Annotated in this window: 28 protein-coding genes and 2 pseudogenes; 14 read left to right on the top strand and 16 right to left on the bottom strand. The window is 73.0% G+C overall.

All coding sequences use genetic code 11. From position 1 onward, the window contains the following. From ACFVVA_RS38135 to ACFVVA_RS38080, 12 genes are all read right to left on the bottom strand, one after another. Window positions 1-2,858 (bottom strand): tetratricopeptide repeat protein (locus ACFVVA_RS38135; protein ID WP_387695300.1); only part of this gene is annotated, 2,858 nt, incomplete at its 3' end. 486 nt (window positions 2,859-3,344) lie between these two features. Further along, complete coding sequence (locus ACFVVA_RS38130) at window positions 3,345-3,677, bottom strand: trypco2 family protein (protein WP_387695299.1); 333 nt, start codon at window positions 3,675-3,677, stop codon at window positions 3,345-3,347. Window positions 3,678-3,825: 148 nt separating this feature from the next. Further along, window positions 3,826-4,515, bottom strand: a complete 690-nt coding sequence (locus ACFVVA_RS38125; protein ID WP_387695298.1) for a DUF1524 domain-containing protein — start codon at window positions 4,513-4,515, stop codon at window positions 3,826-3,828. Window positions 4,516-4,557: 42 nt separating this feature from the next. Continuing rightward, window positions 4,558-6,588 (bottom strand): hypothetical protein, encoded by a 2,031-nt coding sequence (locus ACFVVA_RS38120; protein ID WP_387695297.1) that lies wholly within the window; start codon window positions 6,586-6,588, stop codon window positions 4,558-4,560. After that, window positions 6,585-6,920, bottom strand: coding sequence for a helix-turn-helix domain-containing protein (locus tag ACFVVA_RS38115; protein ID WP_387695296.1), 336 nt, complete (start codon window positions 6,918-6,920; stop codon window positions 6,585-6,587). The genes ACFVVA_RS38120 and ACFVVA_RS38115 overlap by 4 nt, the downstream gene beginning before the upstream one ends. After that, complete coding sequence (locus ACFVVA_RS38110) at window positions 6,917-7,966, bottom strand: tyrosine-type recombinase/integrase (protein ID WP_387695295.1); 1,050 nt, start codon at window positions 7,964-7,966, stop codon at window positions 6,917-6,919. The genes ACFVVA_RS38115 and ACFVVA_RS38110 overlap by 4 nt, the downstream gene beginning before the upstream one ends. A 242-nt stretch (window positions 7,967-8,208) precedes the next feature. After that, window positions 8,209-8,643, bottom strand: a complete 435-nt coding sequence (locus ACFVVA_RS38105) for a hypothetical protein (RefSeq protein WP_387695294.1) — start codon at window positions 8,641-8,643, stop codon at window positions 8,209-8,211. Window positions 8,644-8,958: 315 nt separating this feature from the next. After that, window positions 8,959-9,405 carry a hypothetical protein gene (locus ACFVVA_RS38100; protein WP_387695293.1) on the bottom strand — a complete coding sequence of 149 codons (447 nt, stop codon included), beginning with the start codon at window positions 9,403-9,405 and terminating at the stop codon, window positions 8,959-8,961. Then, window positions 9,387-10,199, bottom strand: a complete 813-nt coding sequence (locus ACFVVA_RS38095; protein WP_387695292.1) for a hypothetical protein — start codon at window positions 10,197-10,199, stop codon at window positions 9,387-9,389. The genes ACFVVA_RS38100 and ACFVVA_RS38095 overlap by 19 nt, the downstream gene beginning before the upstream one ends. 303 nt (window positions 10,200-10,502) lie before the next feature. After that, entirely contained in the window at window positions 10,503-10,988 is a 486-nt protein-coding gene (locus tag ACFVVA_RS38090) for a hypothetical protein (protein WP_387695291.1), read from the bottom strand. Beyond that, entirely contained in the window at window positions 10,985-11,287 is a 303-nt protein-coding gene (locus tag ACFVVA_RS38085; protein WP_387695290.1) for a hypothetical protein, read from the bottom strand. Before ACFVVA_RS38085 ends, ACFVVA_RS38090 begins: the two co-directional genes overlap by 4 nt. Further along, window positions 11,284-11,640 carry a hypothetical protein gene (locus tag ACFVVA_RS38080; protein ID WP_387695289.1) on the bottom strand — a complete coding sequence of 119 codons (357 nt, stop codon included), beginning with the start codon at window positions 11,638-11,640 and terminating at the stop codon, window positions 11,284-11,286. Before ACFVVA_RS38080 ends, ACFVVA_RS38085 begins: the two co-directional genes overlap by 4 nt. Before the next feature lie 121 nt (window positions 11,641-11,761). On the opposite strand from ACFVVA_RS38080, the gene ACFVVA_RS38075 reads away from it, so the two are divergent. After that, complete coding sequence (locus ACFVVA_RS38075) at window positions 11,762-12,505, top strand: AbrB/MazE/SpoVT family DNA-binding domain-containing protein (RefSeq protein ID WP_387695288.1); 744 nt, start codon at window positions 11,762-11,764, stop codon at window positions 12,503-12,505. Between the two features lie 182 nt (window positions 12,506-12,687). Further along, window positions 12,688-13,215 (top strand): annotated as a pseudogene (locus ACFVVA_RS38070) (transposase); the annotation flags it as partial. 63 nt (window positions 13,216-13,278) lie between these two features. Here the strand turns inward: ACFVVA_RS38070 and ACFVVA_RS38065 are convergent. Then, a complete protein-coding gene (locus tag ACFVVA_RS38065; protein ID WP_387695287.1) occupies window positions 13,279-14,001 on the bottom strand; it encodes a hypothetical protein in 723 nt (240 codons plus the stop codon). Window positions 14,002-14,213: 212 nt separating this feature from the next. Between ACFVVA_RS38065 and ACFVVA_RS38060 the strand changes: the two genes are divergently transcribed. The 3 genes and pseudogenes from ACFVVA_RS38060 to ACFVVA_RS38050 all read left to right on the top strand — a co-directional run. Beyond that, window positions 14,214-15,110 carry a carbon-nitrogen hydrolase family protein gene (locus tag ACFVVA_RS38060; RefSeq protein WP_387695286.1) on the top strand — a complete coding sequence of 299 codons (897 nt, stop codon included), beginning with the start codon at window positions 14,214-14,216 and terminating at the stop codon, window positions 15,108-15,110. Window positions 15,111-15,556: 446 nt separating this feature from the next. Beyond that, the gene (locus tag ACFVVA_RS38055; RefSeq protein WP_387695285.1) at window positions 15,557-16,249 is read left to right on the top strand and encodes a DUF402 domain-containing protein; all 693 of its coding nucleotides are present in this window, start codon (window positions 15,557-15,559) and stop codon (window positions 16,247-16,249) included. Between the two features lie 43 nt (window positions 16,250-16,292). After that, a pseudogene (locus ACFVVA_RS38050) lies at window positions 16,293-16,400 on the top strand (hypothetical protein); the annotation flags it as partial. Here the strand turns inward: ACFVVA_RS38050 and ACFVVA_RS38045 are convergent. Further along, the gene (locus tag ACFVVA_RS38045; protein WP_387695336.1) at window positions 16,356-16,544 is read right to left on the bottom strand and encodes a hypothetical protein; all 189 of its coding nucleotides are present in this window, start codon (window positions 16,542-16,544) and stop codon (window positions 16,356-16,358) included. The pseudogene ACFVVA_RS38050 and the gene ACFVVA_RS38045 overlap by 45 nt on opposite strands. Window positions 16,545-16,575: 31 nt before the next feature. On the opposite strand from ACFVVA_RS38045, the gene ACFVVA_RS38040 reads away from it, so the two are divergent. Beyond that, complete coding sequence (locus ACFVVA_RS38040) at window positions 16,576-16,821, top strand: hypothetical protein (RefSeq protein ID WP_387695335.1); 246 nt, start codon at window positions 16,576-16,578, stop codon at window positions 16,819-16,821. Here the strand turns inward: ACFVVA_RS38040 and ACFVVA_RS38035 are convergent. Continuing rightward, window positions 16,790-17,281, bottom strand: coding sequence for a hypothetical protein (locus tag ACFVVA_RS38035; RefSeq protein ID WP_387695284.1), 492 nt, complete (start codon window positions 17,279-17,281; stop codon window positions 16,790-16,792). The two genes, ACFVVA_RS38040 and ACFVVA_RS38035, sit on opposite strands and share 32 nt — an antisense overlap. A 724-nt stretch (window positions 17,282-18,005) precedes the next feature. Here ACFVVA_RS38035 and ACFVVA_RS38030 point away from each other — a divergent pair. After that, window positions 18,006-18,287, top strand: a complete 282-nt coding sequence (locus ACFVVA_RS38030; RefSeq protein ID WP_387695283.1) for a hypothetical protein — start codon at window positions 18,006-18,008, stop codon at window positions 18,285-18,287. A gap of 140 nt (window positions 18,288-18,427) precedes the next feature. Then, on the top strand, window positions 18,428-18,796 hold the full coding sequence (locus ACFVVA_RS38025; protein WP_387695282.1) for a hypothetical protein: 369 nt from the start codon (window positions 18,428-18,430) through the stop codon (window positions 18,794-18,796). Between the two features lie 353 nt (window positions 18,797-19,149). Here ACFVVA_RS38025 and ACFVVA_RS38020 read toward each other — a convergent pair whose 3' ends face one another. Next, window positions 19,150-20,268, bottom strand: a complete 1,119-nt coding sequence (locus ACFVVA_RS38020; RefSeq protein ID WP_387695281.1) for an NADAR family protein — start codon at window positions 20,266-20,268, stop codon at window positions 19,150-19,152. Between the two features lie 723 nt (window positions 20,269-20,991). Between ACFVVA_RS38020 and ACFVVA_RS38015 the strand changes: the two genes are divergently transcribed. The 6 genes from ACFVVA_RS38015 (at window position 20,992) to ACFVVA_RS37990 (ending at window position 26,490) form a co-directional block, all read left to right on the top strand. Continuing rightward, a complete protein-coding gene (locus ACFVVA_RS38015) occupies window positions 20,992-22,512 on the top strand; it encodes a hypothetical protein (RefSeq protein WP_387695280.1) in 1,521 nt (506 codons plus the stop codon). A 421-nt stretch (window positions 22,513-22,933) separates the two neighbouring features. Then, on the top strand, window positions 22,934-23,407 hold the full coding sequence (locus ACFVVA_RS38010; RefSeq protein WP_387695279.1) for a hypothetical protein: 474 nt from the start codon (window positions 22,934-22,936) through the stop codon (window positions 23,405-23,407). Between the two features lie 581 nt (window positions 23,408-23,988). Further along, window positions 23,989-24,267, top strand: coding sequence for a hypothetical protein (locus ACFVVA_RS38005; RefSeq protein ID WP_387695278.1), 279 nt, complete (start codon window positions 23,989-23,991; stop codon window positions 24,265-24,267). A 168-nt stretch (window positions 24,268-24,435) separates the two neighbouring features. Further along, complete coding sequence (locus ACFVVA_RS38000; protein ID WP_387695277.1) at window positions 24,436-25,644, top strand: helix-turn-helix domain-containing protein; 1,209 nt, start codon at window positions 24,436-24,438, stop codon at window positions 25,642-25,644. A gap of 61 nt (window positions 25,645-25,705) precedes the next feature. Beyond that, entirely contained in the window at window positions 25,706-26,143 is a 438-nt protein-coding gene (locus ACFVVA_RS37995; RefSeq protein WP_387695276.1) for a hypothetical protein, read from the top strand. A gap of 194 nt (window positions 26,144-26,337) precedes the next feature. After that, window positions 26,338-26,490: a hypothetical protein gene (locus ACFVVA_RS37990; RefSeq protein ID WP_387695274.1), complete on the top strand. Its 153-nt coding sequence runs from the start codon at window positions 26,338-26,340 to the stop codon at window positions 26,488-26,490. Window positions 26,491-26,712: the final 222 nt, after the last annotated feature.

The following is a 26,712-nucleotide window of genomic DNA, read 5'->3' as shown; positions in this document are numbered from 1 at the left end:
TTGTTGAGGGACATGGCCAGCTCGGGCATGTACGCGTCCGGGTGCGCATCGGCCAGGGTGCGGTAGTGGCCGACAGCTTCCTGGCTGGCGGTCAGGGCCTCCTCGCGCCGGCCCGTCTCGCCGAGGTCGACGGAGAGGTTGTTGAGGGAGCCAGCGAGGTCGGGCAGATAGGCGTCGGGGTTGGCTTGGGCGAGGGTGCGACGGATGGCGACCGCTTCCCGGACGACGGTCAGGGCCTCCTCGCGCCGGCCCGTCTCGCCGAGGTCGATGGAGAGGTTGTTGAGGGACATGGCCAGCTCGGGCATGTACGCGTCCGGGTGCGCATCGGCCAGGGTGCGGTAGTGGCCGACAGCTTCCTGGCTGGCGGTCAGGCCCTCCTCGCGCCGGCCCACCTCGCGCAGCCGGACGGAGAGGTTGTTGAGGGAGTTGGCGAGGTCGGGCAGGTAGGCGTCGGGGTTGGTTTGGGCGAGAGTGCGGTGGATGGCGACGGATTCCTGGATGGCGGTCAGGCCCTCCTCCCGTCGGCCCACCCCGCCGAGGCCGATGGAGAGGTTGTTGAGGGAGTTGGCGAGTTCGGACAGGTAGGCGTCGGGGTTGGCCTGGGCGAGGGTGCGGTAGTGGCCGACGGCTTCCTGGATGGCGGTCAGGCCCTCCTCCCGTCGGCCCACCCCGCCCAGCCGGAGGGAGAGGCTGTTGAGGGAGATGGCGAGGTCGGACAGGTAGGCATCCGGGTTGGCCTGGGCGAGGGTGCGGTGGATGGCGACCGCTTCCCGGACGACGGTCAGGGCCTCCTCCCGTCGGCCCACCCCGCCGAGGTCAATGGAGAGGTTGTTGAGGGAGTTGGCGAGGTCGGACAGGTAGGCGTCGGGGTTGGTTTGGGCGAGGGTGCGGTAGTGGCCGACGGCTTCCTGGCTGGCGGTCAGGCCCTCCTCCCGTCGGCCCACCCCGCCCAGCCGGACGGAGAGGTTGTTGAGGGAGTTGGCGAGGTCGGGCAGGTAGGCATCCGGGTGCGCATCCGCCAGGGTGCGGTAGTGGCCGACAGCTTCCTGGCTGGCGGTCAGGCCCTCCCCTCGCCGGCCCACCCCGCCGAGGTCGACGGAGAGGTTGTTGAGGGACATGGCCAGCTCGGGCAGGTAGGCATCCGGGTGCGCATTCGCCAGGGTGCGGTAGCGGTCGGTGATGGTGCGGGCGAGGCGGGCTGCGGTGGTGGCGAGGCGCTGGCTGGTGCGGGGGAAGAGACGGTGGAGCCTGTTGAGGGTGTCGAGGGGGGTGGTGGGGTCGGTGGTGAGGGTGTCGAGGGCGGCTGTGAGGGGGTGGGGGTGGTCGGTGCGGGTGGCGGTGGTGATGATCTGTGCGGCTAGCCTCTGGTGGTGGCGAATGCACAGGCCAGTGAGGCGGGTGTCGAGGCGGCTCTGGAAGACGGGGTGGGAGGCGGCGCGGCTGTAGACGGTGAGGAGTTGCTCGGCCTGGGTGTCGTCGGCGCCGTCGAGGAGGTGGTCGGCGAGGCCCGGGTTCGTGTCGAGGGTGCGGCCGGTGTGGCGTTCGGCGAGGCGGTCGGGCTGCAGGGCGCCCCAGGGCGGCCCGCCGGGGCTGACGGCCGCTGGGGGGTAGAGGGCGGTGAGCCAGGCGGTGACCTGGTCGCGGCGGTCGCGGGGCTGGTCCGCGAGCGCGGGCAGGCGCAGCCACAGCAGGTCGGCGTGGTCGCCGTCGGCGGCGCCGCTGAGGTGGGCGGCGGCGAGCGCGGTCCTGAGGGTGGCCGTGCTGAGGGCGGGGGTGAGGCCGCGGGCGGTGGCGCTGCTGTGCCAGTAGCGGGCTTCGTGGCCGAGGAGCCGGTCCTCGACGTCCTGGGCCTCCTCGTCCCCGGTGCGGTCCGCCGGTTGAGCGCGCGTGGTGTCGAGGAGGTCGGCGAGGGCGGTCATGTGGAGGGTGAGCGCGTTGCCGTAGGCGCTGTCCCGGGCCAGCTGCCACGGGGGCCGCAGGGCGGCGGCGGCCGCCGCCCAGTCGTGTCCGGCGAGGCCGGGGACGGCCGGGAGTGCGGTGGCGAGGGCGTGGGCGGCGTCGCGGTAGTGGGCGGCGCGTTGACCGGGGTCGTCCTCCAGGGGGGTGAGGCGGTGGGTGCGGGCGGCGGCGAGGTGGTCTTCGGCCTGCCGGCTGGCGGTGTGGGCCTGCTGCCACCAGTCGCCGGCGGTGCGGGCCAGCAGCAGAAGCTTGAACGGGCTGGTGCCGGGGTGCTCGGCGGCGGCTTCGACGAGGGCGCCGAGCTGGTCCGGGCGGGTCTCGGCGTAGTCGAGGACGACCAGCAGCGGCCTGGCCGCCCGCCGCAGTTCCAGCAACTGCTCTCTGCGGGCACCGGCCCGCGGCCACAGCACCGTCCAGCCCGCAACAGTGAGCAGGCCCGCGAGGTGGTGGGCCAGGCGGGTTTTGCCCTGCCCGCCGGGGCCGTGCAGCAGCCACGCCCCGAACCCGTCCCGCCCGCACCACGCCTCCAGCTCGGCCAGCAACTCCCGGCGGCCGTGGAAGGGGACACTCTGGCGCCCGGCCTCCAGCAGCGCCGCCGGGGTCGCCGGCGGACGCTGGGCGGCCGAGTCGCCGGCCGGGTCGGTGAGGTCCTGGAACTCCACCGCCGCCAACCCGGTCGTCGCGCCACCGCCGTACCGGGCAAGGGCGGTGCGGAAGGCGCGGTCGTGGTGGAGCACGTAGGAGGGGACGACGTTGAGCCGACCGTGGCCGCAGTCCGCCCGGTCGGCGGCGACGACGCCGGTCAGGTAGCGGTCGCAGAACACCGCCGCCCCCGACAGGCCGCCCCACGGCGACGTCCCGTCACCCGGCCACCCGGCACCGGGGGTGCGCAGGTCCATGACGTACTGGTTGCCGACAAACCCGCTTCCCGGATTCACCTCCCCCCGCAGGTGTGAGGCCTCGATAGAACGGCGGGGGCGTTGGGCCTCGTCGGGGACGCCCCAGGTCTCGCACTGCGTGCCGGGGCGGGTCGTGTCCGGCCGCCCCCAGTGAACGGGTGCCGTGGGCGGCTGCCAGTACGGGGAGTCGTCGACGAGGACGAGCGCGGCGTCGTCGCGCCCACCGGCGGTGCCGGCCCACAGCACGGTGCCGGGCGCGGTGCCGGTGCCGGCCGGGTGGAAGACCTTCACGCCCGTCCCGGCGGGTCCGGTGACGTGTGCGGAGGTGAGGATCAGGCGTCCACCGACCGCGTACCCGGATCCGCGTCCGCCCGGCCCGTTCACCCCGGCAAGACGTACCCGCTCCACCCACGCCCCCTACAACCCGCCCTGCATGCCGCCCGCTGGCCGCGACCGGACGACGGGGCGCCGGCCGCGCTCCGGTCCTCAGTCGCTGATGCGCCCGCTGGTGTCGCCGGGCCCCGCCGGACGCTCCTGCGCGGAGCTGACCAGGAGGTCGCCCCCGTCGGGGCGCTTGGGAGTGAGGGTGAAGGAAACCCGGTGGGTGCGGCCGCGGGAGAGCCCGGCCTCGGTCTCCGCGCCGACCGCGAACAGCTTGAAGCCGGCCTTCGCCTTCGCGTCCGCGCGCAGCTCGACCTCGAACTCCATCTCCACCGGCCCCACCGCGAACACCACCTGCGGGTCGTCACCCGCCCGCGCTGCAGCCTCCAGCAGCTCGTCGCGTACCGCCGCGACCGCGTCCGTCAGCGGAACATCCATCAGACCCACCCACCCCTTCAAGCACCCGACCACGTCATGCCGATGCGGACACCGTAGAGCCCGCGCGGAGGCCTGCGCAGGGGAAAGGCGACTTCGACCCGACCAACCCGCCGGTCAGCCCGGGGCAGGCAGGCGGGCCCACCGCCGGCTACGCGCAGGTGTCGAGCATCTCGACCAGGGCGCTCTTCTCGGGCTCGGTGACGCTGAGGCCATAGAGGTGCTTGATGTCGGTCCAGGCGCGGGAGTAGGTGCACCAGTACGACCGCAGCGGCGGCCGCCACAGGTCGGGCGACTTGTCGGCCTTCGCGCGGTTCGAGGCGGCGGAGACCGCGACCAGCTGGCTGTGGGTCAGGTCGTTGGCGAAGGCGCGGCGCTTGTCGGTGCTCCAGCTGTCGGCGCCCGCCCGCCAACTCGCCGCCAACGGGACCAGATGGTCGATATCCAGCTGCTTCGCGTCGGTGAAGGTCTTGTCGTCGTACGGGCTGGTCCAGCTGCCCGAGACGGCACGGCACTGGTCGTCCTGGACGACGTCCTGACCGTCGCGCTGCAGGACGACCTCGCGGGTGTCGCAGGTGCCGTACTGCTTGATCCAGTGCGGGAACTTCTCCCGCGAGTACCCCTCCATGGAGTGCGGGGCCTCGACAACGAGTTCGTCCAGCTCGGCTCGGGCCTGCTCGGCCGGAGGCGGCTCGGGCAGCTGACGGTGCCGGGCGACAACAGCAGCGGTGGGAGCGGTCGGCGAAGCTGCGGCTGCGGCCGGAGCGGCCGCGGGGATCAGGGCGACGGCGAGCGCGGCAACGGTGGTGGCGCCTCGGCGCCACCAGGCAGAAGTGATCATGCGGCAAGGGCTACCGGCCCGGGCGGGGCCGCCGGCGTACCGTCACCCGATGGTCGGCGAGCCGCCGTCCCGGTTGACACCGACCAGGGTGGTAGCGGATCTGCGGTGTGTCGCCGCCCGATGGGATGTCCGGGCCTGGAGGTAGGCGGTCCAGTCGGTGGCCGCTCGGGCTCGCCACCGCGTGAGGGTGATGAGGTTGAGGCCGAGCATGGGGGCGAGGACGGCCGGGGGCATGTCCTGGGCGAGCTGCACGAGGGCGGCGGCCCGGGCCGGGCGGCTGGGGATGCCGTGGGCGGTGAGGCGGCAGACCAGTGCACCGCCGGTGACGTGCCGGCCGGGCTCGGTCGAGGGGAAGAGCCAGCGGTTCGGGTGGTTCGCCGCCCAGCCCGGCGGCCGCGGCCGGTCGGCGAAGTCGGTCAGGAGCCGGGCCAGGGGGTCGGGCAGGCGGATGGGCACTTGATCCAGGACGAGGACGGTCTCGCCGGCCCGCACGGTCACGGCGTCGGTGGGCAGCGCGGCGATCCGGGTGACCTCCTGTCCGAAGAGCAGGAGGATCGCGCCGGCGGCGCGGACGTCCAGCGGCAGGCCGGTGTCGGTCAGGCACTGGTGGAGGACCTCCCAGTGGGAGTCGTCGTCCAGGGCGACGGGGTCGGGCCGGGGCCGGGGCGGAACGGCGAGGTCGCGGCTGTGGCCGCGGTGGCCGGCCCACAGGAGGAAGTCGCGGACCTCGTAGCGGGTGCTGCTGCCTCCGGCCAGCCACCGGTCGACCTCGTGCTGGGTGACATCGGCGAGGTCCAGGCCGGCCTTGTCCATAGTGGCCAGGAAGTCGGCGGCGGTGTTGATCCTCTGCTGGGCCCAGCGCAGCCGGTTGGCGAAGGCGTGGTCGCGGTGCCCGCGGCGGCGGGCACGGGGCAGGAGCGACCAGCGGACGTAGGTCCGCAGCAGCAGAGCGTGCCCGGGATGACGGGCGAGCACGCGGACCAGGTGGCGTTCGACGCGGGCGGGGAGTTCGTCGCGCCGGGGCAGGGCCTGATAGGCGAGCAGGACACCGCGCAGGTAGTCGACGACCCGGGCCCCGCCCCGGCCTTCGGCCAGGGCCAGGGTGTCCAGGTCCTCGTGGGTCAGCGCCCGCCCGCCGGCGACGACGTCGGTCAGGAGGGCGGCGGAGCGGGAGCCGCGCAGCCAGCTCAGGGCGGTCGCCGGTTCGTCGCATGCGGCCAGGGCGGAGCGCATCCGCGCGTACTGGTCCCCGGGCCCCGCTGGCCGGCCCTCGAAGAGCTCGGCGAGCTGGTCGTGCAGGGTGCAGCGGTCGCACAGACCCCGGACCTTGTAGGAGCGGGGGTTCGAGCAGCGGGGGCAGGCGTACGGGTCCAGGTGGCCGGCGCACGGACCGCAGACCCGCGCTCCGTTCTGGCGGGCGATCAGCACGCGGGTCTTCTCGCAGGCCGGACAGGCGCTTGGGTGGCGGCGGGCCTGGCGGTAGCAGGTTTTGCAGACCGCGCCGAGCGGCCAGCGGGCGCCCACCGGTGCGCTGGTGGCGCACAGCGCGCACGGCGCCGGCGGCCTCGGGCGGCAGGTGCCGCACGGGTCCATCGGGGCGGGCTTCCCACAGGCCGAGCAGGACCGGTGGGCGGCGACCTGGAGACGGCGGCAGCGCGCGCAGGTCCGGTGGGAGGGACGGGGGCGTTCCTCACCGCAGACCGTGCAGGGGCCGACGTTGCCCCGCTGGGCGAGGGTGCCCTCGCAGCCGCGGCAGACCCGGCCGCCGGGAACCGTCTGCCGCAACGGGCGCACGCGGCCACAGCGCAGGCAGGCCGGCTTCCTGACGCCGTGGACGCCGGCCTCGGTGAGCGTGGTGATCAGGGCCTGGACGGAGCGCGGGGCGTCGGACGCGCCGCTGACCAGGGCGTCGGGGTGCCGGATGAAGTGGGCACGGGAGCGACCGCGGGCGGACGGCGTCATCCCGGCGACGATCCGGGCCGCTTCCTCACCCGCCAGGTCGGGCAGGAACGCGGTGATCCGCTCGGCGAGCTCCACCCACTCCCGGGGCAGGCCCGGCGGCCGGGCGCTCACAGGCCCTGCGGGCGCTGCACCCGGACCCGCCGTGCGGGCGGGACCTCGGCCACAGAAGCGGTCTCACCCGAGGCCGTCGGCTTCGCGACCTGGCGGCGTACCTCCTTGACCGTGATCAGGTCCCCCGGGGTACAGCCGAGGATTCCGCACAGTGCGGCGAGGGTGTCCATCGACAGCCGCTGCGGGGGCTGGGTGACCAGGCGGAACACCTGCTCGCGGGACAGGTGCACCCCGTACTCGGCCAGCTTCGGCACCAGGTCGGTGGTCTGGTACATGTCCTGGTCGGCCATCAGCCGGCGCAGGTTCCACTCGAAGCCCATCCTCTTCATCACCGCGGCTTCAACCCCTCTGTGTTCATGCGCTCCAGGCGCCGGGCCATCGACGCCTCCAGCAGCCGGTTGCGGTACTCGTCCGACACCCAGGTGTACAACGCCGTCGTCGACGCGTAGACGTGGCCGACCTGCTGCTGGACGAACCGCTCCGGGTACCCGAACTCGATCAGGTGCGTGATGTAGGTGTGCCGCAGGCAGTGCAGCTCCAGCTCTTCCGGCAGGCCGGCGTGGTCGCGGATCGCGGCGAAGACCTCGTCCAGGCGACGCACGCTGATCCGGCCGCACCGCTCGGTCACCCACAGCGCCGGGTGCCCGCCCGGGGAGAAGCCGGCGCGGACCTCGTCCACCCACTCTTCGAGGACGGGGACGATCCAGTCGGTCTCCGGCACGGTGAGCACGGTGCGGCGCTTGGGCGGGCTACCGCGGGAGGCCTTGCCGAACCGCACCTCCAGCGCGCCGAAGCGTCCGTACTGCTTCGCCCGCGGGTTGTGCCGCAGGTCCGGCAGGTCCAGCATCGCCGTCTCGCGACGCCTGGTGCCGTAGGCGTATACCTGCTTGATCATTACCGCGTCTCGCCACGCGGCCAGCATCCCCTTGCGGCGGCGCTTGCGCTTCAGCTCGACCAGGTCGTCGGCGGCGTCGAAGAGGGTCTGCAACTCGTCGTAGGTCAGCGCCCGCCGACCGGGCCGGCCCTCGTACTCGGCGACGTGGTCCGCGGTGTTCCAGTCGTGGCACACCTGCACCGGGATCTGCCCGAACGCCTCCTCGCAGGCCACCGCCCAGCCGTACCGGCCGTCCGTGATGAACGCGCAGAACATCTGCAGGTCGCTCTGCTGCCCGCGCACCGTCGAGTGCGCAAGCGGCGCGGCACCCGAGAGCTGGTGCGAGAAGTACTCCTCGACGTCCTCCGCAGTCCACTCCCACGGATAGGTCGCCGTGAACAGCGCGAACCGCCGCACCAGGCTCAGCCGGTCGCAGATCGTCTTCTTCGTCAGCAGCCTGCTCTGCTGCTGCTTCTCCCACCCACGCAGCATCGCGTCGAACATCGCCGGCGCCGGATCCAGAGCCCGCACATTCCCCGGCACGACCAGCCGGAACGCACCCGGCACATCAACAGCCCCCACGACCACCCCACGATTGCATCAGGTGCAACATCGTGGCGTTGGATAGTGATCAACCGAGGTCAGAAACCCCAACACCATCCGAACAAGAAGCTACCCGCGCACCTTCGAGCAGGTCATCACCGTGCCCAACCAGCGCGACATCGATGCAGCCAACGCAACATCGCCTACTTGGATCGCCAGGCTGCGGCGAGCGGCACCATGTGGTCGATGTCCAACTGCTTCGCGTCGGTGAAGACCCGGTCGTCGTACGGGCTCGCCCATGTGCCGGCCACCGCCCGGCACAGATCGTCCTGCACGACGTCCTTCCCGTCGCGGGCGAGCACCGTCTCGCGGGTGTCGCACTCCCCGGAGATCTTGATCCAGTGCGGGAATTTCTCGCGCGAGTACCCCTCCATGCTGTGCGGGGCCTCGACGGTGAGCTCGTCGAGTTCGGTGCGCACGACGTCGACGGGCGGGGGTTCGGGAAGCTCACGGCGCGTGGAGACCGTGCTGGCTGCCGGATCGGTGGCCGCGGCAGCGGGGACTGCGGCGGGCAGGAGGGCCGCGGCGAGCGCGGCCAGGACAGTGGCGCTGCGGCGCCACCTGGCAGTGGTGATCATGGGGTCACGTCTACCGGCGGCCGGGCGGCGAGAGGCGGTTGGTCACCCGGTCGGCGGCGTGCCCGGACCACACCGTTGACGCAAGGCTGCGGGCCCGCCGTCGCTCGCCCTTTGCTCCCGGCCGTCGTGGTGCTGCCGCAGCCGTTCCACCGGCTGTCGCTGGCCGCCGTGGTCCCGCCGACCACGCCCCCGTGGCCGCCGACCTCGCGGACACCCTGAAGGCTTTCGCCGAGAACGATGCCGAGCCCGGCCTCGTGCGCGAGTCACCCACCGTTCCACCATGTCCGCTTGCTGTCCGGACCTGCTGCAGGTCGGTCAGGAGTGGGCGAGGGCGTCGGCCCGTAGGAAGTCGAGCAGGGCGTGGACCTCGGTCTCGTCGTCGCCGTCGGTGGTGAAGGAGAGGAGGGCTCGGAGGACGGCGCGGGCGAGGTCGCCGACAGCATGGGCGCCGGATCCGGTGCTGCGGGCCCAGCCCTGCAGGAAGCCGGCGGCGAGTTCGGCCTGATGGCCGTTGAGGGTGCCGTTGAACACCTCGATGGCCTCTTGCTGCTCGGCCTCAGGCAGCCCGCGGATACCGGTGATGGTCAACAGGGTGTTCTCCAGCATGAGGGTGCCGTACTCGGCGACCAGCACCGCGAGCGGCTGCTCACCGGGCACGTCCTGGGCCAGGGCGGCCAGGGCGTCATCGTCGCCCGCCCAGGCGACTTCGAGCGCAGCGACGGCACGAAGGATCTGGTCCGGCGTCAGTATGAAGGAAGCCATGGCCAGCACCGTAGCCGCCACGGGCACGACTTCGGGCGGATTCGAACCGTCAAACCCCCGAACGAGCGCGTCACCGAGAAGTACCCGGCGATCAAGGCGCGGCTCGCCACTGCCCTTGACCGCCCCGGCCCGGACCACACTGCTGCTCCCAACAGCTGCCAGGCCCCGCGCCGGGCCCGGGTATGGTCGGCGAACGCGTGGCGGCCTTCCCCCACCCACCACTGGAAGGACTCCTCGACCTCCGACCACATCCGGCGGGGGCCCGACTGGCGGACCTCGAACCGGCTCGCGCCGTCCACGAAGTCCACCGTCGCCCAGGAGGTGACGCCCGTGTCGAACACCCACAGGGTCGTCATACCGCTGCCGTCGCTGCGCCGGTAGTACACGTCGGGTACGGCCAGGCCCACGACGAAGGACGCCGGCCAGTCGTCGACGACTTCGAGCGGGTTCAGGGTCGTGTACTCCTGCGCGGCGTTCCCGGGTCGGTCGCCGGGCAGGCAGTCGTCGACGGGCGGGGCCTGGTAGCGCTGCTGGCGCATGCGCATGAACGCCGAGGAGCCGGTGAACGGGCCCGTGGCCGCGCCGTCGGCGAGGCGACGGCGCCGCCCCCCGAAGAGCGGCGCGAAGGGCAGCACCAGCACGCCCTGCCGGCGGATCTGCCCGATCACGGCCGGGGGGATTTCCCGTACCGAGCAGGTGAGGATTCCCCGGTCGTACGGGGCGCCGGGCAGGTATCCGTATCCGTGGGCCGCGTCGCCCACCACCGCGGTCGGAGCGGCGTCGAGGGACGTCACCCACGGAAGCACGCCGCCCGGCTGCTCGACTCCCAGAGCGCCCCGTAAGCCTCCACCGGCCGGGCCCCGTGGAACACCCCCCCTGCTCCCCTCGGGCCCGGCCGCCTGCGTCATGCCTTCGTCGCGGAGCCCTCGCCGTACCGGCTGCCGGAGCCGGGCGAGGTCGGCCTCCCGGGCCCCGGCTGCGCCAGGGCCGTCCGGGCCGTCAGTGGTGTCGGCCGGTTCGCCGGCGGCGTCGGTCCTCGCGGGGGTCGAGCGGGACGGCGGGCACCGGGGTGCCCGCCGTCCGCAGGGCCGGCTCGGTCACGCGCGGCCCGCCCGTCGGGCGTGTTCCAGGATGGCGGTGCGCTGGGCGGGCGCGTGGTTCCACTCGGCGGTGGCCGTCCGGACGGCGTCGAAGTCCCCGGTCAGCAGCAGCACGAGCTGCGCGGCCAGGACGTCCGGGTCGGCGAGGACCGGCACCGGCAGGGGCTCGGCGTCCTCCTCGTCCCGCAGCGGGTCGCTCTGTTCGTCGAGCGGGAGGCAGCACCAGCCGCGCTCGGTCCAGGCCAGTTGCAGGCCGTGTTCCCAGTGCTCCGGGGCGGGGGTGAGCGGGATGGTGCCGTCGGGCCGGGGCTCGGGTCGGTAGGGGCGGTAGTAGTAGGTGACGCGCAGACCGAGGGTGTCCTCCTCGATGTACCACTCGACCGGCTCGGCCCCGGCCGCCTCCAGCGCCTGGTGGACGGCGTGGGCGTACTGGGCGTGCGGCAACGGCTCGGCGCCGGCGGTCGGCGGGGCGAAGTAGCTCACGAGGTCTCCTGTCCGGTGCCGGGGATGCCGTGGCCACGCGCACGCAGGCCGCGCGGAACGGCCCGGGCCCGCTCGCGGGCGGCGGTGGCGCTCTCCTCGGTGGCGTCGGCGACGTCGAGGCGGCCGGTCCGCACGACCTCCTCCACCGCGGCGAGGTGTACCGGGCGGGCCTGCGCGTCGGCGGGCCCGCCTCCGCGCCGGTACGTGCCGACCCGCCGCCGCGCCGTCCCCACCCGCGCCCGGCCCTGCTCCGGCCCGTCGTGGACCGCGGGAGCCGGGACGGCCGGCTGCGTGCTCACCGGCAGGCCTGCGGCCGGCGGCCGGTGACGGCGTCGCGGACGGCGTCACCGAGCCCGTCCCACAGCCGCTCGGCGAGGCGCCGACCGGCCTCGCCGAAGGCGGTCCGCGCGTCGCGCCCGAGGCGACGCACGGCGTCGTCCGTCAAGGCCCGCAGTTCGCCGGCGAACTCGTGGGCGCTCTCGCCGGCCGCGATCCGCGTGCGGGCGGCGAGAGCGCGGGCGGCCGGGCCGGCGGTGGCTCGGATCCGGGGACCGTGGGCGGTCCACGCGGCGCGGGCGAGCTGCTCGCCGAGGGCGGCCGCCGCGACGGTGGCGAGGTCGGGGGATGCGGCGCCGGGCCGCTTCGTCGTCATGCCCCGACCCTAGGAAGTTTCTGAGTGTGGGTCGGCCCGAATCCGGCACCCGACGACACTGTCGGGTGAGCAAATTGAAAGATGCTCACCATGTCGGGATCGGCGGGCTAGGGTGCCCGCCATGACCCAGCACGAGCCGATCGTCACCACCGCCCGGATCGGGCAGCGCGGACGCCTGATCCTCCCCGCCCAGATCCAGCGCGCCGCACACCTCACCGAGGGGACCACCGTCGCGGTCCGGACCGCCGAGGACGGCACGATCACCATCGAGCCGCTGTGGACCGTCCGGGCCCGGCTGCGGGCAGCCTTCGTCCCCCTGCTCGACGGCCACCTCCCGGCCGGTGAGGCCCGGCTGCACGCCGGCGGCCTCGCCCCGGACGAGGAGCCCGGCCCGCTACCGATCCCGCTCCAGCCGCTCCCGGACCGGTCCGCCGCGGCGGACGGCGGCCGGATCGCGGTCCGCGACGACCGCCGCGCGGTCTTCACCGCCCGCGCGATCCTGGCGTGGTTCGCCGCCGAGCCCGGTTCCCGCGTGGACGCCTGGCTGCCGTACGCCGTGCTGCCCGAGCCCGCCGTCGCCGAGCTCTACACCGCCCTCGCCCGGGCCGGCGCCCACCAGCGCGCCGACACCCTTCTCGCCGAGCTCGCCGTCCTCGGCGTGCGCCTGCCCGGCCCCGCCAAGGCCCGCGCCACCCTCGCCGAGGACACCGCCCACGCCGTCCAGCTCACCGCGGAGGCCGCCCGCGCGGGCGTCGAGGTCCCGCTGTCGGACGCGCTGTGCGCCGCCGCCGCCCACCGCCTCGGCGTTCCCCTCTTCGCCGCTGACCTGCTGCCCGCCGAGCCCGGCCCTCTCTCGGCCGGGTGACCGGGCCCGGGCCGAAGTCGTTGGCCGGGCCTACTGCTCCAGCGGTAGATCGTGATCTTGGCGAGCACTGGGGCGCTGGTAGTCACCTCCGACGGGTGTCGGTGTCGGGCTGACCTGGCCAACGAGGGGCCCTGCGGCTGCTTGCCGGACAGCTGTGCCGTGGTCGCCGTTGCTCACCCGTCGCCCTCGGGAGGCAGACACTCGCCCTCCTGCACCAGCTCGATACCACCTGCCTGGCCGCCGACGAACTGGCCCAGGCCGTCGAGGAGCTCTTCCCCCGGCACCCCGACGCGGAGATCCTGCTCAGCTTCCCCAGCCTGGGCACCCAGCTCGCGGCCCGGGTCCCGGCCGAGGTCGGCGACGACCACACCCGCTTCGCCGACGCCCGCGGCCTCAAGGCCTACGCCGGAGCCGCACCGGTCACCCGCGCCTCCGGGAAGAAGAGCCACATCGGCCGGCGTCTGGTCAAGAACGACCGCCTCAACCACGTCGGCTATCTGTCGGCGTTCTCCGCCCTCACCGCCTCACCCGGAGCCGGTGCCCACTACCGGGCCCGCCGCGAACACGGGGACTGGCACGCCGCCGCCCAACGCCATCTCTTTAACCGCCTGCTCGGACAGCTCCACCACTGCCTTCAGCACCACGAACGGTTCGACGAGCGCATCGCCTTCCCTGCACCACCGGTTCTGACCGCCGTAGTTGCGGCATGACTCCACCGCCACTCCCTTCTCATGATGGTTGGAGGGGGGGTGGGATCGCGGCTCATGGGCTGATCAGGTGCTCAGCGCGGTGGCCACGCGCGCCAGGCGGGTGGCTGGCAAGGCGAAGGCGTTGCCAGGGTTACGGAAGGACAGGCTTCCGTCGTTGATCCGGACGCTGGCAGCCGTGACGGACCAGTGCGCCGGCCCGCATTGACCTTGGCCATCAAGAATTGCCGTGGCTAGCAGCTCCGGAGCCTCAACGCCAGTGCAAGCGCGCAGCGCAGATGCCAGTCGATCAACTGCGACGTCGGGCAGGGCGTCGTCACCGAATGCGGGCAGGAGGAGCAGGAGACGGGCGTGGGGGTCATTGGTGCTGCCGCCGGGCAGAGCACTGTCCGCGACAGAGACCAGCTCCGGCCAGGACAGGCCCGGGCCCATGAAGTGGCCGTCGTCCCGCGCGAGGAGTTCGGCTTGCTCCCAATCGGAGTGGTACAGCAGGTAGTCGGTGCCGGAGTCGTCCTTGAGGGTGCGGCAGACGACATGGAGGACGTGGCCGCCGTCCACCGGGATGGTGAAGGTGGGCCAGTCGTCGAGTTCCCGCAGTCGGCGGTGGAACTGTTCGGCGGCCTCGTAGTCGGCGCCGAACAGCAGTTCCTCGGCCTCCTCGCTCATGACGCAGGAGTAGAGATGTCCCAGCCAGAACAACGGGTCGTCCAGAAGCTCGGTGCGCTGGGAAAGAGGGCCGCCGTCATAGCCCGGGATCTGGGCTGGATGCAGTTCTGCGCTGTTCGTCACGGAGATCATCATCTCTGCTGGCACCGACACCGCCGCGACCAGGACTCCAACACCCACTTGACGCGCTAACCCCGTGCGATGTCTGCGGTGGGGATCGGCGGAGGGCTGGTGAGCGGGCGCGGCGACCGGCTCGTGTCGCCAGCCATACACGTGCGGGTGACCTTCCCCGGGTGGGCCAGGCGAGGGGCCGACGGGGTCGGTACGGTCGCCGGATGGTGCGGACGTTGCGGTTGGCGGTGGCGCAGAGCACGGTTCCGGAGGATCCGCGGGACCGGGGGGCGATCCGGGTGGCGGGTGAGGAGATCCGGGCCCTGATGGTCAAGGCCGCCGGGGCCCGGGTGCGGCTGGTGCAGTTCCCGGAGGGCGCCCTCGTCTACCCGGACAAGCGGGTGGTGGCGGCCGACCCCGACGGGGGCTTGGTGCCGGCGGACTGGTCCGGTGTGGCGTGGGACGTCCTGCGCGAGGAGGCGGAGCGGATCGCCGCGCTGGCCGGGGAGCTGGGCCTGTGGACGGTCTTCGGTTCCCTGCACCCGCTCACACCGCCCGCGCGGCCGCACAACAGCCTCTACGTCGTCTCCGACCAGGGCCACCTGGTCGCCCGTTACGACAAGCGGTTCCTGTCGCACACCGAGCTGTCCTACCTCTACACCCCCGGCTGGCCCGAACCGACGGTCTTCGCCGTGGACGGCGTCCGCTTCGGCCTCGCGACCTGCATCGAAGCGAACTTCCCTGAACTCTTCGCCGAGTACGAGCGCAGCGGCGTCGACTGCGTCCTGCTGTCCGTCATGGTCGACGACCCCGCCCGCGCCACCGTCGCCCAGGCCTACGGCACCCTCTACAACTACTGGCTCGGCTACGCCGTCCCGAGCCAGTACGCCCAAGGCGCCCCCGCCGGCATCGTCGCCCCGGGCGGGCGCTGGCTCGACCGCGCCCCCGCCGACAACCGCCCCGCCCTCGCCATCACCGACCTCGACCTCGACTCCACCGACCCGGACATCGACAACGCGCTGCGCCATGCCCGCCCCTGGCGCCGGCTTGCCCGTGCCGGCCTCTACACCGACCACCGTGCCGACGACGACCCCAGGAGCGCCAGCCGCACAGCGTTCTGACCTGCAGTGGGGAGTTTGGGTACCCCCGCTGATCCGCGGTCGTGAGTTCGGTTCCCGGGCCCGGGCCTGCTCCGTTCGGGTGGGTGCCCGGTTCGGCGTACGGAAGGGGCGGGCAGAGCCTTCGGCATGACGACATCGACCAGGCGCCGCCCGCGTCGCCGCCGTCCGGCCGCGCCCACCGTCCCCGCTCCTGCTGCTCCGGTCCGCGCCGGACGGCCGCCGGCCCCGGCCAGGCCGGGCGACAGCGGGTGCTGCCGGACCTGGTCCAGCGAGCATCTGACCCCGGGCGGGATGGTCGTGCGGACGACCTGGCACGAGCCCGTCTGCACGACCTGGGGCCGGCCCTCCACGGCGGCCGGGTGACCGGGCCGTCCCGGACCGCCCGGCACCCGCCGTCACACCATCGAGCGGACTTCCCGGCCCCGGGGCCGGGAACACTCTGCGCCGTGACCGACACCGACAGCAGCCTGTTCCGGCCCGGCACCACCGTGGTGCGCCGCGACGTCCACGCCGGCCGGGTGTGGACCGCCATGCCCCAGCGCGTGGTCGCCGACACCGGCCACGTGCTCACGCTGGCCTACTGGCCGGGGATCGAGAGCCTGGCCCCGACGAGCTGGATCACCTCGACACGCGCCGGCAACGACACCACCCGCCAGCAGGGCCTGGCCGACCTGGCGACCGGCACCTGGACCCTCGGCCACTACCGCTGGACCGGCACCGAGCTGCTGAGCCACTTCCTGGCCGGCGAGTGGTTCTCCGTGCACTGCTTCCAGGACGCCGCCACCCGGGAGCCGCTGCGCTGGTACGTGAACTTCGAGCACCTCTACCAGCGCCGTCCCGGCCACGGCATCGACACCATGGACCTCGCCCTCGACCTGGTGATCACCCCCGACCTGACGGGCCACCACTGGAAAGACCAGGAGGAGTACGCCCAGCTGCGCCGCCTCGGCGTGGTCGACGACTACGCGGGCCGACAGATCGAGCAGGCCCGCGCCCGGGCGATCGCCATGCTGGACGACCGCACCGTGCCGTTCGCCGACGGCCGGCCCACCTGGGCACCGGACCCCACCTGGCCGCTGCCGACGCTGCCACCCGGCGCCGACGAAGCGGCCACCTCGGCGACTGCCTACCGGCTGTGACGGGCAGCGGCACGAGGACCGGGCCGGGCCGGTCCGGGGGCGGGTGTGCGCGGTGCTGGTCCACGACGGCCGGGTGCGCCTGATCCGGCGCCAGCGCCCGGCCGGCCTACAGCACTCGCTGCCCGGCGGCGTGGCCGAGGACGGCGAGGACCCGACGCAGGCGCTGCGCCGGGAGCTGTTCGAGGGGCTCGGCCTCGACCTGGCGGTGCTGCCCGCGCCGCCGGTGCTGCGCTTCGCCCAGGACCAGGAGACCGAGCGGCCGGGCGAGACCACGCCGTTTCGGCGCCGCCCGCACCCTGCGCTGCCTCCAGCGCCGCCGCACCGACGTGGCGAAGCTGCGCCGGGTGCGCCGCGCGCTCGACCAGCTCGCCGCCGACCCCCGCCACCCCGGCCTGCGGACCCACCGCTACCACGCTCTGCCCGGCCACACCGGCCGCCGCGTCTTCGACTCCTACGTGGAGACCAGCGCCGGCGCCTGGCGCACCTACTGGACCTGGGGCCCGGCCGACAGCGACGGCCGGGACCACGGCGGCGCGGTGGTCACCGTGCTGCTGATCGGCCCGCACCTGTAGACGGTCTGCGGTCACGGGCGGGCGGAGTGCTGAAGCCCTCCACGTAGCGGTTCGCCGATCCCCGGTCGAGCGTGATGCCGTACGTGAGCAGTTCGGCGAGCAGCGCCTCGGTGACGGCGTTACGACTGCGCACGTCACCGGGCCGCTCCCGAACGCGGTACAGCATCTCCAGCGCGTCCTTTTTCGTCGCGCATCCGGCCAGCCGCTCGCCCAGGCGCTCGTCGTCGTCCGGTGCCCGTGCGGGCGGCACGGTGCCGGTCGGCACGTCGGACGGGCCGGCTGCCAGACGGCTGAGCTGACCCTCGATCACCGCGAAGGCGACACCGGCCGGGGCAGCCCGGCCCGGCTGCACGCGCAGTTGCTCCTCCGCGTCGGCCACGGCCGCGCGGGCTTCGAGGACCCGGTCCACACTGCGGACCAACTGCTCCCGGGCGTCCTCGATCGAGGTGTCGGCTGTCACGGCGGACGAACGAGCGCGGTCCCGGAGAGGTCACCATGTTCGGCCCGTCCGGCTGACACGAGCCGTCCCGGGCACAGCGACGGCGTGATCGCCACGCTCTCAAGCCGCCGCCGGATGGCATGTTCGCGGCCGAAATCTCGCAGGTCAAACCCCTGGCCGCCCAGTGATCGGCGGGTCTAGCATTCCCCGCACGGCGGCCCCACCACAGCACCACCAGGCCGCCGAGCACAGCAGCCGCGCCACGCCACCCCCGGCGCTGCTGGCCTCCCACCGGCCGGGCCCCGCGGAACACCCCCCCTGCTTCCCCGGGCCCGGCCGGCTGCGCCATGCCTTCGTCGCGGAGCCCTCGCCGTACCGGCTGCCGGAGCCGGGCGAGGTCGGCCTTCCCGGGCCCCGGCCGTGCCGGGGCCGTCCGGACCGTCGGCGGCGTCGGTCCTCGCGGGGGTCGAGTGAGACGGCGGGCACTGGGGTGCCCGCCGTCCGCAGGGCCGGCCCGGTGACGTGCGGCCCGCCCGCTGGGCGTGCTCCAGGATGGCGGTGCGCTGGGCGGGCGCGTGCTGCCACTCGACGGTGGCCGGGCCGATGCCGTCGAGGAGTCCGGCCAGCAGCACCGGCGCCACGGCGGCGACCGCCGCTGCGCGAGGCGCTGGACGGCTACCGGGACGAAGTCCCGGCCCAGGCCGGGCCGTCGGCACAGCTACTGGACATCGGCTGGCAGACGGAGATGAAAACGATCCACGCCGCCCGCTGGGCGGTGCACCAACTACGCAAGCAGCGGGCCGCCGGCACCGAGGGTCCCACGCTGCGCCCCGAGGACGTCGACGCCCTGGTCGCCGAGTTCGACCGGATGCGCACGCTGCTGGCCGACTCCTGGAACCGCGCCGCGGACAAACTGGCGGCCACCCCGCACGACCCGTCTGCGCTGACCGGCCCGCCCTGGTACGGCCGGGGATGGGACGACGCCGTCGACCGGCTGCGCGACCTGGCCGAATACACCGAGCCGTAGCGCACGGCACAACGAGAGGGCCTGCCCCGCCTTCAGCGGTCGGTGCCCGGGCCGTCCACGGACGAGATCTCTGATTCGTCCGCGCCGGGAGGGCCGCCTGCCCGAGACTGGCGTGCACCCGAGAGGTGAGGAAGACGTCGATGAGCGACTGGCTGGTGTACGAGAACGGCGAGTGGACCGCCCTGCCCAAGGACCCCGTCCCGGACGACGGCAGCGGCGACTGGCACGCGAACCTGAGGCAGGCCGGGTTTGAACGGTGGACCAGCTCCAACCAGCACCCAGTCGAGTGGCCCGGGGAGGAGCTTCCGATCGAGATGACGGTGTATCACCGCTACCGGACGGTGCCCCGATTCGCGATCGACCTGCAGGGCAACCCGGACGGCGCCATCCTCACCGCCTACGCCGCAGAACTGCCCGACATGATGGACCTGATCGCCCGCTGGGCGCCGGCCGTGCAGGCCCTGGCCGCAGCCGCCCTCGGCCCCCACCCCCAGGACGGCGGCCGGTGAGCGCCCGCCGGTTCACCGGCGGCAGGGTGTCGTCCATCGCGTCATCGTGGCGCACCACCGTCCGAAGCACATCCCCTTTGACGTACCCGGCCCAGCGGGTGGAGCAGTGCCCCGCAGATGGCATGTTCGCGGCCGAAAAATCCCAGGTCAGAACACTTCTCAACCCGACGTCCGAGGCCTAGCATTCCCGGCACGGCGGCCCCACCACACCGCACCACCGGGCCGCCGAGCAGAGCAGCTGCGCCATGCCCCGGCGCTGCTGGCCTCCCACCGGCCGGGTCCCGTGGACCCCCCCTGTCTCCCCGGGACCCGGCCGCGCTGCGCCTCACCGAAGCTGCCATTGCCTGGTCCGGTCACAATCCCGGGATCTCAGTCCGCCGTGCATGCAGCTCAGAGCGGACCAGTTCGAGGAGACGCCCTGTCCAGTTTCGCCCTTGGCCGGCGTTGTCGCCCCAGAAGGCCGACTCCATGTCGTCGTAGATCACGGTGGCGTCTTCTGTCGACAGCAGAATCTCGGCCAGCTCGGGGTGCTGGTCGTACTTGGCGCGCAGCAGGCGCGTCATGATGGCGGTCCGGATGTGCTCCCAGCCCTCGCGGCGAGGCGCCTCGGCCGCGAGCTTGCGCGCCGCAGAGGCGGTTTCCGCCGTCGCGATCGCGCCCCGGACCTCGGGCTGAGCAACCGACAGGGCCCAGTAGGCATGGGCGACGGAGGGGTAGCAGGCCTCCCCTATGGTGATCGGGGCAGGGTAGTCGTTGCGCAGGCCGACCTTGCCGGGATCGTCCACCGGCTCCTTCGGAAACGCCTGGGTGACGCGCACTGCTGGGGCGTGCGACGCCACCGGTCCGTCCGCGGGGACGCGCTTGGACCGCTCGGCCCTCCAACGGGCCCGCTCCTCGAAGTATGCGAGGGCACTGTCGTAGTCCTTCTGCGTGACCGTTCCGTCGAACGACAGGTAGGTCTGGCCTCCGGGCCCTGCCACCAACACCCGCAGCGGCCGGTCCTTGCGGTCCATGTCGCCCAGCGCGTAGCGGCGCTGCGATTCCGGGATCGCGAGGAACGTGGCGCGGGCTGCGGCCCGGTTCTCCTCGGTCCGGTCAGCGAGGAAGGCGTCGACGGCGGCCAGGCAGCGGCCGGTCGAGTCGGGCCGCCCGTTCAGCTGATCTATGGTGTCGCGGACTTCGGCGAGCAGCAGCTCAGGGGTCTGCCAGCTTTGCGGCTCGCCGAACTTCCAGCGCGCCAGACCGTGCGCGGACGCCTCCGCGCCTTCCGGGAGGCTGGTGGCCACCCAGCCGGTACGCAGCTTCTCCTCGAACTCCTCGATGGTGACCAGGCCCCAGCAGTCGATGAGCCCGTCGGCGTAGATGAAGAGGTCGGTGAGAAAGTAGCGGCCGTTGCGGATGAAGGCGTGCCGCCAGGTTCCGGGTATGCGGACGCCGTCCGCAGTGCGATGGGTGATCCGGTTGCCGATCATCCTGAGATTGTGTCGCAGCGAACGCCCAGTCGACCTCAGCTTTTCCGGCCCTCTCGCTGATCTGTGGATCCGCAAGGCACCCGGGCTTCGGCCGGACCGGACGCCGGGGCCGCTCCACGACCAACGGGTCCCTGCCGTCCGGGCCACCGCGGACCACGACCGCCGGCGGAAGCACCCCTGACGGCCCCTCGGTGCCGCCGTCGTCCAGGCCTTCCGGGAACTCCAGCACGCAGTGCGCGCCGGGCCAGGCCCGGGTGATCCGCTGCTGGAACTCGATGACGATCCGGTCGTCCAGCTCCAACTCGGCGCGTACCGTCGGCGCCGCGGAGCAGTCCGTGCCGCGCCGGTGTGAGAAGTGCGGCCTGTTCACGGCGCCGGGCTTGATGCTGCGCAGGACCAGGTTCTCCCGGCAGGCCCGGCACACGTACCGGCCTCCGGCTTCACCGGGTTCCAGGCCAGCCGTGCCCTGGGAGAGGTCGACCCACCACTTCGTCACCCGGTCGTACACCCACGGGGCCGTCGCGTTGTCACCCATGAGGGGATCATGCCTGCTGCGCGCCACGGCGTCCGCCGGTTCACGCACTCCGCCCCCATCGAGGAACCGTGCCAGCGTTCCGGAGAGATGCCGGTGCTGCTGCGACTTGGGGAATTCCTCGGCAGCGCCCCGCGGTCCGGTGCTTGACTACAGCAGAGCGCAATGTCGAGAACACAGGGAGTAGCTGTATGGGAGTCGGCACCACGTACCTCAGCAAGACGGAGGTCCAGGACCTGCTCAAGGTCAGCTCGTTCGGGATGTGGCGGCTCCCCCGCCAGCACAAGGACTTCCCCGCCTCCGAGGAGAACCCGCACCACCGCTCCTACGACCCGGAGCCGGCCGGACAGGTGTGGGACGGCACCGCCCTCTACCTGTGGGCCGCCGGTACTCCGGAGTTCCGCCACCGCGGTGCCCTCCTGGCCCGCCCCCTGCCCGGCCAGCGCCAGGCCGGCCGACACCTCGGCTACCGCGACACCCCGCACGGCCCGGCCACCGACTGGCACACCGGCATCGGCGTCATCCGCATGCTCCACACCACCGACAGCGGCGCAGCGTCGTCGGCCGCCATCGACCTGGCCGCCGAGTTCAACCGGGAGATCGTCACCGTGTGCGCCCTGTTCGGCGACATCGGCTTCACGGGGCCCGCCCTGGTCGCCGCCGACACCGCCCAGCCACGCATCGAGTACGAGGCCCGGTGGGGGCACGTCGCCGACCTCGTCGGACAGCCGCTCCCGTGGTGGCCCGGTCTGCTGCGCCGGCCGGAGGTCGTTCGGCAGTGGCAGCCCGGCGTCGCCGCGGTGGTCGCCGACGTTCCGGCCGAACAGCGCGAGACGACCCTGCGCAAGGCCGCCCGTAACCCCGCCTTCACCGCGGCTGCGCGCACCGCGCTCACCAACATGGCCGACCAGATCCGTAACCAGCGTGTCGAGGACGTCGCCTCGGACATCCAGATCTTCGGCGACCACGCCGCCCGGCACCAGACCCGGATGGTCATCGCCGCCCGGCACGACGAGACCGCTCATCCCATCGACGTCCTGGAGGAAGACGACGACGTCGACGACGTCCTCGCCACGGGCTGGCGGGAGATCGCCACCGGTACCCAGCCCGACGCGGTCGCCGCCACCGACGTCGCCCTCGGCTACCACCCCGGCCTGCTGCCCTACGGGCATTTCACCGACGTCCGGGCCAAGGAGGGAACCATCGCCGAGCGCTGGTCCCGCAGGCTCACCATGTGCGACCCGACCGCCGCCCACGCCACGCTGGCCGAGGGCAAGCAGGTGGAGGCGTTCTTCGTCGACCCGCTCACCGACATGCCCGTCGTCCGCACCAGGAACGACGGCGACAAGGGGCCCAAGTGGCTCTTCTACGCCCCGCTCGCCCTGCCCGCCGGCCGCGGCGAACTGGCGTCCGCCGTCCTGTACGGCACCGTGTGGATCACCACCACCGACGGACAGGTCCACCCCGCCCCCTGCACCCCGGGCGACCACCTGTGGTGGGGCGACGGCTGGGGCGACCGGCCCACCGAAGCCGCCCACGTCGTCAACCAGCTCCTGGACGACCCGGCCCGCCCGATCAGCCTCACCGACCACTGGTCGAAGGCCCCGGCCGGACTCACCGCCCTGTTCAACGAGGAACACAAGCAGGGCACCGAACTCACCCGCGCCACGCTGCTGCACGCGCGCATGACCCCGCCGGCCCCGCGGCGCTGACCAATCACACCGCGAACGCAGTGGAACTGAAGGGCTGCTCGGCGCGGTAGAAGCCGGAAGGCCGCCACCCGTAGGTGGTGGCCTTCCAGTGCTTTCTCAGGGCCTCGGTAGCCTACCGTCGGCCAGCGCACCGGCCCGGCCGCCGCCGGGCGGCTGCGCCCACCGGACTCCGTACTCGGCGAGTCGCGACGAGCGGGCCCGGCGTCAGCTGGAGAGGCGGCGGGTGGTGACCAGGGTGCGCCAGCGGGTGCGGACGGTGTCCTCGTCGTCGAGCCACCGCACGGCGGAGGGCTGGGGGAGCGGGAGGCCGGCCATGAAGTGGGCGATGTCCCCGTAGTAGGGCGAAGTCGCCGCCCGCGGTGGCGTCGCGCAGGCGGTCGATGGTGGCGGTCAGGTCGTCCTCGGCGCCCAGGACGGCGTGGTGGAAGGCGAGGGCGGTCTCCAGCAGCGGGATGGGCCAGGGCAGGCCGGCGACGTCGATCTGGGTGCGCAGGACGGCGGCGCGGATGGCGATGTCGCGGTCGTGGGTGCCGGCGTCGCGGACCAGGCCGGCGACCTGGAGGTGCAGGCCGGTCGCGCGCTGGTCGAGCGGTTCCAGGTACTGGCGGGCGAGGTCGATCTCCTCGCCGGCCCGGTCCGGGTCGGCGAAGGCGGTGTCGGCCTCAGCGGGATGGGTCGGCACGGCAGGTACTTTGAGCGCGGCCACCTGATCTTGGACGACGGCGACGCCGACGTGTGGGCCGACACCGCGGCTTGGTTCCTCGACCTTCTGCCGGCCGACGCCCGAGCGGTCGCCATGATCGAGTCGAACCCGGACAGCGTGCGCACCATCCCTGCGGGGGCGGACGCGGCGCAGGTCCGCGAGATCCTGCAGTCGCTCTTCGGCATCGGGTAACCGCGTCGGCACGGCGGCGAGGCTACGCCGCCGCCCGGTGGCTCCGGTGCCTGCGGGAGTGCCCCAGCCCGGCGCCGGCCGGATGCCGCGTGAGACGACCGCACAGGAGTACTGGCGGTCGGGTCGTCTTCAGGTGCTCTCCGGCCGCCGGTAGCGGGACGACACCAGAGGCGGGCCGCCCTCAACGCGATAGGGCGGCCCGCCGTCATGATCCGACCTGGTGAGGGCAGTTGTCGGTGGCGACCAGTCCGTCGGGGACCAGCGGTCGGTGCGTGCCGCTACGGGCAGAGCGCCCAAAACGGCTCAGATCGGTAGAAGTCCGCCTGATCGTCGATATCGCCAGATTCAGACGAAAGTTCAGCTGGTTCTGACCGCTTATGACCGGGTGGTTCCGGAGCGACCTGTCAGGTGCGCATTCACGTTGGTGCATATGACTGTGAATCGCATTTATGAGCCGCGCGGCTACCACTGTGCGTGTCGTCCCCGCTACTGTCGCTGGTCTGCGGGCCCCGGCAGCCGGTCGTCGAAAACTGCGTGCCGGGGCTCCGCTACCCCCTGCCACGTCCTTTTGAGGAGGACTGATGTCCGCACTCCGCAGCAGTTTCGGCAGCACACAGGCACTGCCGGGCGATGGGTTCGACCGTAGCATCCCGCGCACGGCGGGTCTCCAAACGCACCGCCGCCGGGTGGCCGTTGACCTGGTGGTGAATGTCCGGGCAACCGGTGCCGGAACGGCCCTCGCGGTCCCGCTGCTGTTCTCGTCCGCGTTCGACGGCGCGCCCGCAGGACTGGCCGTGGCGGCTCTTCTGTCCTGGTTCAGCGGGTCGTACCTGCGGCTGAGCGCTGCCACCCGTCTGTGAACGCCCGGGCCGCCGTACCGGTTCCGACCGGTACGGCGGCCCGACTCCCGGCTCCAGCGGGCCACGCCGGAGCCGTTTCCCCCGGGCATCACCGGCAGGGCCGTCACGACCCCGATCGCCCGCGCACCGCGCCCGTCAGGGCGCGGTCGGGCCAGGAGACCCCCCACCATGAAGACCAACCTCGTCTGCCACGGATGCAAGGAGGCGTTTCAGCGCCCCAGCACCCGCGGCCGGATCCCGCAGTACTGCACGGAGCAGTGCCGCCGCCAGAGCAACGCCACCCGCCGGGGCCAGAAGCTGGGCAAGCTCGTGCGTACGCGCGACGCGGACGCGGTGGCCGTCTCCCGCTCCGTAGCCGAGCGGGGAGCGGAGATCGAACGCCTGAGCCGCATGCGCCAGCCCCTGCGGATCCTCGACCAGATCACGCTGATCGAGCACGACCTGAAGGACCTCAAAGCCCACGCCGTCCAGCAGGCCCGCCAGCAGGGCAACTCCTGGGAGGCGATCGCCGGCACGCTCCACCTGAGCGCGAAGTACGCGGGGCGCCTGTTCACCGGCGGGCACCTGAGCCGTCGCCGCCAAAACCGTCGCCGGCGCGCGCAGATCCAGCCGCCCGCCTTCCGACTGGCGGCCGAGGCCAAGCTGCCCGAGACCGGGCTGCCCGATGCCCTCGCCCACCCGGCCGCCGTCGAGAGCCGGACGCCGGAGTCCGGCTCGGCCGAGGGGGGCGAGCCGGGCGGCGACACCAGCTCCGAGGCCGACCCCGCCGACGACGGCTCTCCACCGGGCCGCCGAGCGGAAGGCCGCGACACCGCGCTGATCTCCCGTGCCCTGTCCCACCTTCAGCGCAGCTCCGGCACCACCATCAAGAAGCTGTCGAGAGCGGCCGGGGTGTCCCCCTCCTTCGTCTGCCGGGTCCTGTCCGGGCACAAGATGCCCTCCTGGGCGGTGACCCGGGCGATCGCCGAGGCATGCGACGCGAACCCCGACGACGTCCGCATCCTGTGGCACACCGCCCAAGGGGCGCGCCCCCGGCCGCCAGTGATCCGCCGAAACGACTGCGAACTGGTCGCCGAAGCCCTGGCCACCCTGCGATCCGCCCTGCGGGGCCTGCATCTGGCAGCCTTCAGCCCACCGCCCTCCCGGCTGTGCGAACTGGCCGACGGCCCCCTCACCCCTCGCGAAATCACCGACCTCCTCGACAAGAAGGGCGGCGCCGTTCTGCCGGACTGGCCCACCATCGACATGGTCGTCGACGCCTTGAACGCCGACGCCGACATGGTTCGCCCACTGTGGGAACACGTCCAGGTCGCGCAGGACCCCTACTGGACCCCCGAACACGGCTCCCGCTCCTCCGTACTCGCCGTCTTCGGCTGAACCCGCCGGGTGGGCCGACCCGCGAACGGCCCACCCACCCACATCCCCGGAGGGAGAGACCATGCCCACCACGCCGCCCAAACCCACCGCCTCCCCCGCCGGCCAGCGCCGACCCCACCACGACCTCGGCCTGCAAGCCCTCTACGACCTCCACCAACACCGCTACCGCGACTACGCCGACCTCCTCCTCGCCCCCACCGACGCCGACCTCGCCCTGCGCGCCACCCAGGACTACCTCACCTCCGAGTGGCCCCACGCCGTCGGCACCGCGAACCCCCGCGCCTTCGCCTGGCAAGCCCTGCGCCACCGGGTCTGCCTCCTCGCAGGCCCCGGCCCACTGCGCCCCCTGGCCCACCTCACCCCCCGGCAGCAGGACATCGTGCTCCTGCACCACGCCCTCGCGCTGCCGGCGGAGGAGGTCGCGAACCTGACCGGCACCGAAGCCGCCGCCGTGTACGCCGAGATTCTCGCAATCGCGCACTCCCATCACGGCGCCTGACCGCTTCAGCTCCGGACGGGCTGGGGCCATACACAGCGAGGGTCGGGACAGCAGGCACTGTCCCGACCCTGCGTGTACCGGGCGGTCTTCTCACGTTCGCGGCCGGACTCACCGACTACGCCCCACGACAAACCAGCGGTCGGTCGCCGACCACTCCGGAACGAACACCACCAGCTGGAACTCCTCGCCTTCCGATGCGCCTTGCGGACCTGTGCCCCGGCGCCTCGGCCACCGGCTACCTGCTCACCCTCACCGCGCTCACGCTCGCCGCCATCACCGCCCCCAACCCCGCCCGCCGCCGCGAAGCCCGCACCCTCCTCGCCCTGCTGCTCAACCGCCGGCGCTGACCGCCGGGCCGGGCCCCGGGCACTTGGTGGGAACAATTGTTCGATTTAGGGTGGGGGTGTGACCAGCGCAGTTCCGTTCTCCCGCCCCCTTGTCCTGTCTCACCGAGGTTTGACGATTCTCAACGAGGTTTGACCGCGGCGCCCCTGGCTAGAACGGGGGCTCCAGGCTGAACTCGCCCGTAGGAGCCCAGGGATCGTCCTGTTCCCGCCGCTCCGCCGCCT

This window comes from Kitasatospora sp. NPDC058048, from assembly GCF_042885555.1.
GTDB classification, from domain to species: domain Bacteria; phylum Actinomycetota; class Actinomycetes; order Streptomycetales; family Streptomycetaceae; genus Kitasatospora; species Kitasatospora lactacystinica.
This window is presented reverse-complemented; position numbering and strand designations above follow the sequence as displayed.

Coding starts and splice junctions, on each gene's coding strand:
- ACFVVA_RS38130 (WP_387695299.1), bottom strand. CDS start 3,677: ATGGATGTTCCGCTGACGGACGCGGTCGCGGCGGTACGCGACGAGCTG.
- ACFVVA_RS38125 (WP_387695298.1), bottom strand. CDS start 4,515: ATGATCACTTCTGCCTGGTGGCGCCGAGGCGCCACCACCGTTGCCGCG.
- ACFVVA_RS38110 (WP_387695295.1), bottom strand. CDS start 7,966: ATGTTCGACGCGATGCTGCGTGGGTGGGAGAAGCAGCAGCAGAGCAGG.
- ACFVVA_RS38105 (WP_387695294.1), bottom strand. CDS start 8,643: ATGATCACCACTGCCAGGTGGCGCCGCAGCGCCACTGTCCTGGCCGCG.
- ACFVVA_RS38100 (WP_387695293.1), bottom strand. CDS start 9,405: ATGGCTTCCTTCATACTGACGCCGGACCAGATCCTTCGTGCCGTCGCT.
- ACFVVA_RS38080 (WP_387695289.1), bottom strand. CDS start 11,640: ATGACGACGAAGCGGCCCGGCGCCGCATCCCCCGACCTCGCCACCGTC.
- ACFVVA_RS38075 (WP_387695288.1), top strand. CDS start 11,762: ATGACCCAGCACGAGCCGATCGTCACCACCGCCCGGATCGGGCAGCGC.
- ACFVVA_RS38060 (WP_387695286.1), top strand. CDS start 14,214: ATGGTGCGGACGTTGCGGTTGGCGGTGGCGCAGAGCACGGTTCCGGAG.
- ACFVVA_RS38030 (WP_387695283.1), top strand. CDS start 18,006: ATGAAAACGATCCACGCCGCCCGCTGGGCGGTGCACCAACTACGCAAG.
- ACFVVA_RS38025 (WP_387695282.1), top strand. CDS start 18,428: ATGAGCGACTGGCTGGTGTACGAGAACGGCGAGTGGACCGCCCTGCCC.
- ACFVVA_RS38020 (WP_387695281.1), bottom strand. CDS start 20,268: ATGATCGGCAACCGGATCACCCATCGCACTGCGGACGGCGTCCGCATA.
- ACFVVA_RS38015 (WP_387695280.1), top strand. CDS start 20,992: ATGGGAGTCGGCACCACGTACCTCAGCAAGACGGAGGTCCAGGACCTG.
- ACFVVA_RS38005 (WP_387695278.1), top strand. CDS start 23,989: ATGTCCGCACTCCGCAGCAGTTTCGGCAGCACACAGGCACTGCCGGGC.
- ACFVVA_RS38000 (WP_387695277.1), top strand. CDS start 24,436: ATGAAGACCAACCTCGTCTGCCACGGATGCAAGGAGGCGTTTCAGCGC.
- ACFVVA_RS37995 (WP_387695276.1), top strand. CDS start 25,706: ATGCCCACCACGCCGCCCAAACCCACCGCCTCCCCCGCCGGCCAGCGC.
- ACFVVA_RS37990 (WP_387695274.1), top strand. CDS start 26,338: ATGCGCCTTGCGGACCTGTGCCCCGGCGCCTCGGCCACCGGCTACCTG.